Raw genomic sequence first — 7,548 nt, 5'->3', positions numbered from 1 at the left:
CCCCACCACGCCAGCGCGACCTCCACCAGTCCGCGTCCTGTATAGCACAGGTTCCGGCGGGCGAGATCGCGCCGCTGCGCGGCGGTGAGATCCGGGAAGCAGAGCCGCAGGTTGGTCTCGACGATGCGGCGACGGTAGGGCACGAGGTACCACGAGAGCAGGCCGAGCCCGTCGCCCGCGCGCATGGCGAGCCGGTACGGCAGCGCCGCCAGCAGCCGCAGCAGCCCCATACCCAGCCAGGTCAACCAGTAGCGCGGCGCGAACAGCGAGCGGTCCATCGGCGATTCAACAGCGATCGGCAGGAGCGCGGAGTATACTAACCTCGCGGCTCGCATCACCACCTCCCGCGGCCGCACGTGCCCCGGCCCGGGCAGCACGCGCCGGATGACGCCCGGCGTGCTTGACCGGACTATCGCAGCGTCGAATCACGACGACCCGTTGATCCGGCGTATCCCCGCAAACCGGCACGCCCGCATGGAACGCCGATCCCCGGGGCGCACCGCGGCACGCCGCCGCCTTCGCCGGTCCGGCGGCGCTCATCGCGCCCCCCGACCTCCACGGCCGGGGCAACGGTGATCGCCACGGGCTGGCCGCAACGCTTCGGCGCAAGCCCCCGCACGCCGGGCCGGTAGAATGCCACCGCACCCCGATCGCTGAATTGATAGAGTGTGCGCCATGCCGCGTACCCTTTATACCCTCGCCCTGCGACTCGCCACCCCGGCGATCCTCTCCCGGCTGTTGTGGCGCTCCCGCCGCGCGCCCGCCTACCGGCGGCGCTGGGGGGAACGCTTCGGCTTCGGCCCGGCCATCGACGGCGCGCCGGTGTGGGTCCACGCCGTCTCCGTCGGCGAGACCGTGGCCGCCCGCGGGCTGATCGAGGCGCTGATGGCGGCCCATCCGGAGCGGCCGGTACTGGTCACCTCCACGACGCCCACGGGCTCGGAGCGGGTGCGGGCGCTCTTCGGGGACCGGGTCCGCCACTGCTACCTCCCCTATGACACGCCCGGCGCGGTACGGCGTTTCCTGGCACGGACGCGGCCGGCGCTGGGTGTGCTCATGGAAACCGAGATCTGGCCCAACCTCATCGCGGAGGCCGACGCCCGCGGCATCCCGCTGGTGCTCGCCAACGCCCGGCTGTCAGCGCGCTCCGCCGCCGGCTATGCCCGCACCGGGCGGCTGGGCACGGAGGCCGTTCGCGGCCTGGCCGCGATCGCCGCGCAGCACGACGCGGACGCCGAGCGGTTCCGGGCGCTGGGGGCCTCCCCCGTGCGACTCCACGTCACCGGCAGCCTGAAGTTCGACCAGCCCGTGGACGAGACCCAGCGACAGGCGGGGGAGGCACTGCGCGGGTTGCTCGGCCCGGCGCGTGCGGTGTGGATCGCCGCGAGCACCCACGAAGGCGAGGAATCCGCCGCGCTCGCGGCGCACCGGCGCGTGCTGGAGGCCGTTCCTGGCGCGGTGCTCGTGCTGGTTCCCCGACACCCGGAGCGATTCGACGGTGTCGCCGCGCTGACCCGCTCGGAGGGGTTCCGGTTCGCCCGGCGCAGCACCCCGGGGACCACCGACGCGGCGAATGTGGACGTGCTGGTGGGAGACACCATGGGCGAGCTGCCAACGCTGCTCGCCGCGGCGGATATCGCCTTCATGGGCGGGAGCCTGGTGGCGGTGGGCGGTCACAATCCGCTGGAACCCGCCGCCCTGGGGCACCCGGTGATCACCGGGCCCCACGTGCACAACTTCGCGCGGATATTCGAGCTGCTGACCGAGGCGGGCGGCGCGCGCACGGTCACGGATGCGGAGGGGCTGGCCACGGCGGTGATCGAGTGGCTCACCGACTCCGGGGCCCGGATCCGGGCGGGCCAGGCCGCGGAGGGCGTGGTCGCCGCCCACCGCGGAGCCCTGGGCCGCACCGTGGCGCTGATCGAGGCGCTTACTCCGCGGAGTTCTCCCCGGGAGTGATCGCGTCCTCGCTCACGTACGGCGCCGCGTTCGCTGAGAGCAGGCGGTTGATCGAGGCAAGGTCGTCCTCTGAGAGCACGCCGGCGGCCTGCTGGAGGCGCAGGGTGTTGAGCAGGTAGGCGTGACGCGCCTGCTGATAGTTCCGCTCTGCCTCGAAGACATTCTGCTGGGCGTCGAGGACGTCCACGATGGTACGCGTACCGACCTCGAAGCCGGCCTGGGTCGCCTCCAGGGCCGTCTTGGTGGAGACGCGGGACTGCGCGAGGGCCTGCACCCGCTCGAGGGCCGTCTGCACACCGCGGTAAGCGTCGGCGGCGTTGCGGGTCACCGAGCGGCGGACCTCCTCCAGGCTGGCACGTGCCTCCGTGTACTGCGACTGCGCCTCACGCACCCGCGAGCTGGTGGCCCCGCCGGTGTACAGCGGCACGGTGACCTCGATACCGGCGGCGAGCTCCTGATTATCCGAACCGTCGTAGGTGGCACCGCTGGTCACCCCGCCATCGGTGTGGCTGCCGCCGTAGCTCGCCACCGCGTCGACCTGCGGATAGTGCCCCCCGCGGGCCACGTCGACGTTCTCCATGGCGGCCTTCGAGGCCTGGCGTGCCGCGGTGAGCTCCCAGTTCTGCTCCTCCGCACGCTGGCGCCATGCATCCTCGTCCGCGGGCTGCGGCGCCGAGAGATCGACACCGCTGCGCACCCGGGCGAGCTCCCCCGGGGGCTTTCCGATCACCTCACGCAGCTGGGCACGGGCGCTCTCCAGGTCGTCCTCCGCCTGGATGACCGAGGCACGGGCGGTATCGTAGCGGGCCTTGGCCTCCTCCACGTCGGTACGCGCGATCAGACCGACGTCGAAGCGCTCCCGGGCCTGCTCGAGCTGGCGCTGGATGGCCTTGAGCTGTGCACGGGCGGCGGCGAGCGCCACCTGGGCGTCGAGCACGCCGAAGTAGCGCTCCGCGGCGCGGGTCATCAGCGACTGCTCGGCGGAGGCGAAGCGCGCCTTGGCCTGGGCGACGTTCGCCTTCGCCACGTCGAGCTGCTGGAAGTCCGAGTAGCGGAACAGCGGCTGGCTGAGCTGAACGCCGTAGGTCAGCGAGTTGTAGCTATCGTCGGCTTCAGGACCGTTGACGATATTGGTGTCCTGATAGTTGCGCTTGGCCGCGGCATCGACACCGATCTCCGGCAGCCGTAGTGCCCGGGCCTGCGGCAGGGCCTCCTCCGCCGTACGCAGCTGCGCCTGCGCCTGCTGGAAGACCGGGTCGCTGTCCAGGGCGTTGCGGTAGACGTCGAGCAGGTCCTCGGCAGCCAGCGCCGGCAGGCTCAGGCTGCCGAGGGCGACGGCCAGTAGAATTCGTTTCATGGGCAGGTCTCCGTCAGTAGCGGGGCACGGCAGGGTCGACCTCGACCGACCACGCGTCTATCCCGCCATCAAGATTGATGACGTCTGTGAATCCGGCGCGCTCGAGCAGCCCGGCGGCCATCGCACTGCGCACGCCGTGGTGGCACATCACAACCGTGGGCCGTTCCCGGGACAGCTCATCAAGGCGCTGTGGCAGCAACGCCAGGGGCACCAGGCTCGCTTGCGCAAGACTCGCGGTCCCGTGCTCCCAGGGCTCGCGCACATCGATGAGCTGCGGGGGCGCCTCCCCTGCGAGCCAGTCGGCGAGTTCGCTGGCATTGACCGATCGCACGGTAGTGTCCCCGCGCGCCCTAGAGACGGAACCGCGGCGTGACGCGGGCGCCGCGCAACGGCGGCACGCTGGTGTCGAACAGGCTCTCGCTGGCCCACTGGTCCTCGCCGACCCGGGTAATCAGCAGCGCCTCCATGATCGGCGGCTGGCCGACGATCAGGAATACCCGGCCGCCGATGGTGAGGCTGCGGTGAAAGCCCTGATGGAGCTCCGGCAGCGACCCCGTGACCGCAATCACGTCGTAGCGCCGGCCGTCGTCCCAGCCGGCAGCGGCGTCGCCCACCTCCAGATTGACACCACCGACCCCGGCGGCGGCAAAGTGCTCGCCGGCCAGCTCGCGGAAGTCCTCGTGGATGTCGATGCTGGTGACCTCACCGGCGAGCTGAGCCAGGCACGCGGCGAAATAGCCCGTGCCGGTGCCGATCTCCAGGGCCCGCTCGTCGGGCTGGGGGTCCAGCGCCTGGAGCATCCGCGCCTCGAGCCTCGGCTCCAGCATCACCTCGCCGTGAGGCAGCGGAAGCTGGAGATCCGCATAGGCGAGGTTGCGGTGGGCCGCGGGCACGAAATCCTCGCGCGGCAGCGCTTCGAGCACCGAGAGGATGCGGTCGTTGAGCACCTCCCAGGGGCGGACCTGCTGCTCGACCATGTTGTAGCGCGCGCGCTCGAGATTGACGTCGGTCATTTGCGCATCCTCATCGCCAGTGACCTTGTTGGATTAGGGATCGAGGGACTCCGCCCCGGCAGCATCGTCCCGCCAGCGCGGCGCGTCGTCCGGAACGCCCGCCCGACGCCGCCGGCGCGTCGACAAAGGGTAAGCACTTTACCCCTTTCAGGCAACCGATTAGCGCACTAATAATCCATGTTCGCCCGGGGGTCGAACCGGCACCGGTCGCGCAACTGTTCATACAGACCGCGCACCGCGTCGTCATCCATGGGCGGGTTAACGATACGCAGGGTCACGTACTGGTCCCCCGGCGGCTCTCCGGGCAGCCCCCGCCCTTTCAGGCGCAGGCGCTTGCCCGCCTGGCTCCCGGCCGGTATCCGCATGTCCACCGGACCGCCCAGGGTCGGCACCTTCAGCCGCGCGCCCAGCGCGGTCTCCCAGGGCGCTACCGGCAGATCCAGGTGGATGTCCCGGCCGCGCAGGTGGAACTGGTGGTGCGGCGAGATATGGATCTCCAGATAGAGATCGCCGCGCTCGCCTCCCCCCATGCCCGGCTGCCCCTGGCCGGCGAGACGGATGCGCTGACCGTTGGTCACCCCCGCGGGCACGCGCACGCGAAGGCTGCGCTGGGTGCGCCGCATGCGGCCCTGGGTATCGGGCTCGGCACCCTCGAGCTGCACGGTACGGGCGCCACCGTGGAACGCCTCGTCGAGCGAAACGGTCAACCGCGCGGTCTGATCCTGGCCGCGGACCGAGAATCCGCCGTGCTGCCGGGCGGCGCCGCCGAATATGTCGTCGAACGGGGAACGGCCGCCGCCGAACAGTGACTCGAAGAAGTCGCTGAAGTCGGCGCCGCCACGGCCGCCGCCGGTATGGAACTCCCACTCCGGCGGCGGACGGAAATCCTGGCCCTCGCGCCAGCCGCTGCCCAGCTCGTCATAGGCGCGGCGCTTCTCGGGATCACGCAGCACCTCGTAGGCCTCCGCAACCTCCTTGAAGCGCTGCTCGGCATCGGGCTCGCTGCTGACGTCCGGATGGTACTTGCGGGCAAGCTTGCGGTAGGCACGCTTGATCTCGTCCGCATCGGCATCCCGTCCGACCCCGAGTATCCGGTAGTAGTCCTTGTACTCCATGCCCTGTTCGCCACCTCAGTCGCGTTACCGGTGTGCCCTGGCACGGCACGGCGGCGCGGCGCCCGCGCCGCCGCCTCCCCGACCTCAGCCCTCGACCTGAATGCGCCGTGGCCGGGTCTTCTCCTGCTTGGGAATGCTGACCTCGAGCACGCCCTGGTCACAACGTGCCGTGATGCCGCTGGGATCGGCGGTATCCGGCAGGCTGAAGCGCCGGGAGAAGCTGCCGCTGGCACGTTCGACCCGCTTGTAGCCTTCACCGGCCTCGTTCGTGTGGGACTCCCGGCGACCACTGATGCTGAGCATGCCGCCCTCCATGTGGACCTCGATGTCCTCCGGACGCACCCCGGGCAGGTCCGCATGGATGACGTAACGGTCGGTTTCCTCGCGGATATCCACCGCAGGCGTCCAGTCACTGGTAGCCAGGCTGGAGCTGTCCCCCGTCTCCGCGGACTCGGACAGACGGCCCAGCTCGCGGGAGAGTTCGTTGAGCAGCCCCCAGGGCTCGTAGCGACGAATGGCCATAAACACCTCCTGTCGAATAGACCTGTGGCTCGATGGCGGCACGCCGAGCGCGCCGTTCATCGCTCATGTGTGTCCCGCGCCCGGTAAATTCAAGCCCGATGGTGCTTGAACCGCGGCGGGGGCGCTGGTATAAAGGCCGATCTTTCGGGAACCCTGCGATCAGGCGCGTCGCCGCCCGGGCCTGATCAGAGGTTTCCCGGCTCATCACGGTCACGGATTCTAGGAGGCAGCTCCCATGGCGAAGGTCTGCCAGGTCACGGGCAAGCGCCCGGCCACGGGCAACAACGTCTCGCACTCGAACATCAAGTCCAAGCGGCGCTTCCTGCCCAACCTGCGGTTCCACCGCTTCTGGGTGGAGAGCGAGAAGCGCTTCGTTCGGCTGCGGGTATCTTCCAAGGGCATGCGGATCATCGACAAGAAGGGCATCGATCAGGTGCTCAACGATATCCGTGCGCGTGGCGAACGGGTCTGAGGAGGTCAGACATGCGCGAGAAGGTGAAACTCGTCTCGACCGCCGGCACCGGTCACTTCTACACCACCGACAAGAACAAGCGGAACACCCCCCACAAGATGGAGTTCCGCAAGTACGATCCGGTGGTGCGCAAGCACGTGACCTACCGCGAGACCAAGCTCAAGTAGCAGCGCCGCCACCCCGGCGGCGCCCGCGATGAAACCCGCCCTCCGAGGCGGGTTTTTTCTTGCCCGGGCGCGGACGCGGACGGGTATCATCACGGCATGCCCGAGCTCCCCGAAGTCGAGACCACCCGGCGCGGCCTCGCGCCGCACCTGGCCGATGCCCGCGTCACCGCCGTGACCGTGCGCGAGCGGCGTCTGCGCTGGCCGGTGACCGACGGCATCGAGGCCGCGGTGACCGGCCGGCGGATCGAATCGGTCTCGCGCCGGGGAAAGTACCTGCTGCTGGCCCTGGACGACACCAGCCACCTGCTCTGGCATCTGGGCATGTCCGGCAGCCTGCGGGTGGTCCCGCCGGAGACGCCGGTACAGCGGCACGACCACGTGGACGTCACCCTCGACGACAGCCGTGTACTGCGCTTCAACGACCCCCGCCGCTTCGGCAGCCTCCACCACGTCCTCGGCGCCCCGGAGGCCCATCCGCTGCTCGCCCGCCTCGGGCCCGAGCCGCTCGGGCCGGACTTCCACGGCGACCGGCTGCACGCCCGCGCCCGTGGCCGGCGCGCCCCGGTCAAGGCGTTCATCATGGACAGCGCCACGGTGGTGGGTGTCGGCAACATCTACGCCACCGAGGCCCTGTACCTGGCCGGCATCCATCCCGCCCGCGCCGCGGGCCGGATCTCGCGCAACCGCTACCGCCGGCTTGCGACCGCCATCGCCACGGTGCTCGGCGAGGCGATCACCGCCGGCGGCACCACCCTGCGCGACTTCACCGACGCGGACGGCCGCCCCGGCTACTTCCGCCAGCGCCTGCGCGCCTACGGTCACGGCGGCGCCCCCTGCGGCCGCTGCGGCCACCCCCTGCGCGAGATCACCGTCGCCCAGCGGACCACAACCTACTGCCCCACCTGCCAGCGCTGAGCCGATTTCGGTTTCCCCGTTGACCAAG

9 protein-coding genes and 1 pseudogene are annotated in these 7,548 nt (G+C 70.5%); 4 read left to right on the top strand and 6 right to left on the bottom strand.

The features are described from left to right. Positions 1-335: pseudogene (locus tag G7A99_RS08295) on the bottom strand (hypothetical protein); the annotation flags it as partial. Between the two features lie 340 nt (positions 336-675). Between G7A99_RS08295 and waaA the strand changes: the two are divergent. Next, a complete protein-coding gene (waaA, locus tag G7A99_RS08290; RefSeq protein WP_163139472.1) occupies positions 676-1,959 on the top strand; it encodes a lipid IV(A) 3-deoxy-D-manno-octulosonic acid transferase in 1,284 nt (427 codons plus the stop codon). Here waaA and G7A99_RS08285 read toward each other — a convergent pair. The 5 genes from G7A99_RS08285 to G7A99_RS08265 all read right to left on the bottom strand — a co-directional run bounded on the left by G7A99_RS08285 (position 1,931) and on the right by G7A99_RS08265 (position 5,966). Continuing rightward, on the bottom strand, positions 1,931-3,316 hold the full coding sequence (locus G7A99_RS08285) for a TolC family outer membrane protein (protein WP_018716613.1): 1,386 nt from the start codon (positions 3,314-3,316) through the stop codon (positions 1,931-1,933). The two genes, waaA and G7A99_RS08285, sit on opposite strands and share 29 nt — an antisense overlap. A 13-nt stretch (positions 3,317-3,329) precedes the next feature. After that, positions 3,330-3,647, bottom strand: coding sequence for a rhodanese-like domain-containing protein (locus tag G7A99_RS08280; RefSeq protein WP_018716614.1), 318 nt, complete (start codon positions 3,645-3,647; stop codon positions 3,330-3,332). 19 nt (positions 3,648-3,666) lie between these two features. Continuing rightward, positions 3,667-4,329: a protein-L-isoaspartate O-methyltransferase gene (locus G7A99_RS08275; RefSeq protein WP_018716615.1), complete on the bottom strand. Its 663-nt coding sequence runs from the start codon at positions 4,327-4,329 to the stop codon at positions 3,667-3,669. 167 nt (positions 4,330-4,496) lie between these two features. Continuing rightward, on the bottom strand, positions 4,497-5,444 hold the full coding sequence (locus G7A99_RS08270) for a DnaJ C-terminal domain-containing protein (protein ID WP_163139470.1): 948 nt from the start codon (positions 5,442-5,444) through the stop codon (positions 4,497-4,499). Between the two features lie 84 nt (positions 5,445-5,528). Then, positions 5,529-5,966, bottom strand: a complete 438-nt coding sequence (locus G7A99_RS08265; RefSeq protein WP_018716617.1) for an Hsp20/alpha crystallin family protein — start codon at positions 5,964-5,966, stop codon at positions 5,529-5,531. A 235-nt stretch (positions 5,967-6,201) separates the two neighbouring features. Here G7A99_RS08265 and rpmB point away from each other — a divergent pair, with 235 nt between their 5' ends. The 3 genes from rpmB (at position 6,202) to mutM (ending at position 7,520) form a co-directional block, all read left to right on the top strand. Further along, positions 6,202-6,438: a 50S ribosomal protein L28 gene (rpmB, locus tag G7A99_RS08260; protein ID WP_018716618.1), complete on the top strand. Its 237-nt coding sequence runs from the start codon at positions 6,202-6,204 to the stop codon at positions 6,436-6,438. Positions 6,439-6,449: 11 nt separating this feature from the next. Next, a complete protein-coding gene (rpmG, locus tag G7A99_RS08255) occupies positions 6,450-6,605 on the top strand; it encodes a 50S ribosomal protein L33 (protein WP_018716619.1) in 156 nt (51 codons plus the stop codon). Between the two features lie 96 nt (positions 6,606-6,701). Further along, on the top strand, positions 6,702-7,520 hold the full coding sequence (mutM, locus tag G7A99_RS08250; protein WP_163139468.1) for a bifunctional DNA-formamidopyrimidine glycosylase/DNA-(apurinic or apyrimidinic site) lyase: 819 nt from the start codon (positions 6,702-6,704) through the stop codon (positions 7,518-7,520). The last annotated feature ends 28 nt before the right edge of the window (positions 7,521-7,548 follow it).

The organism is Arhodomonas sp. KWT (genome assembly GCF_010993615.1).
This window is presented reverse-complemented; position numbering and strand designations above follow the sequence as displayed.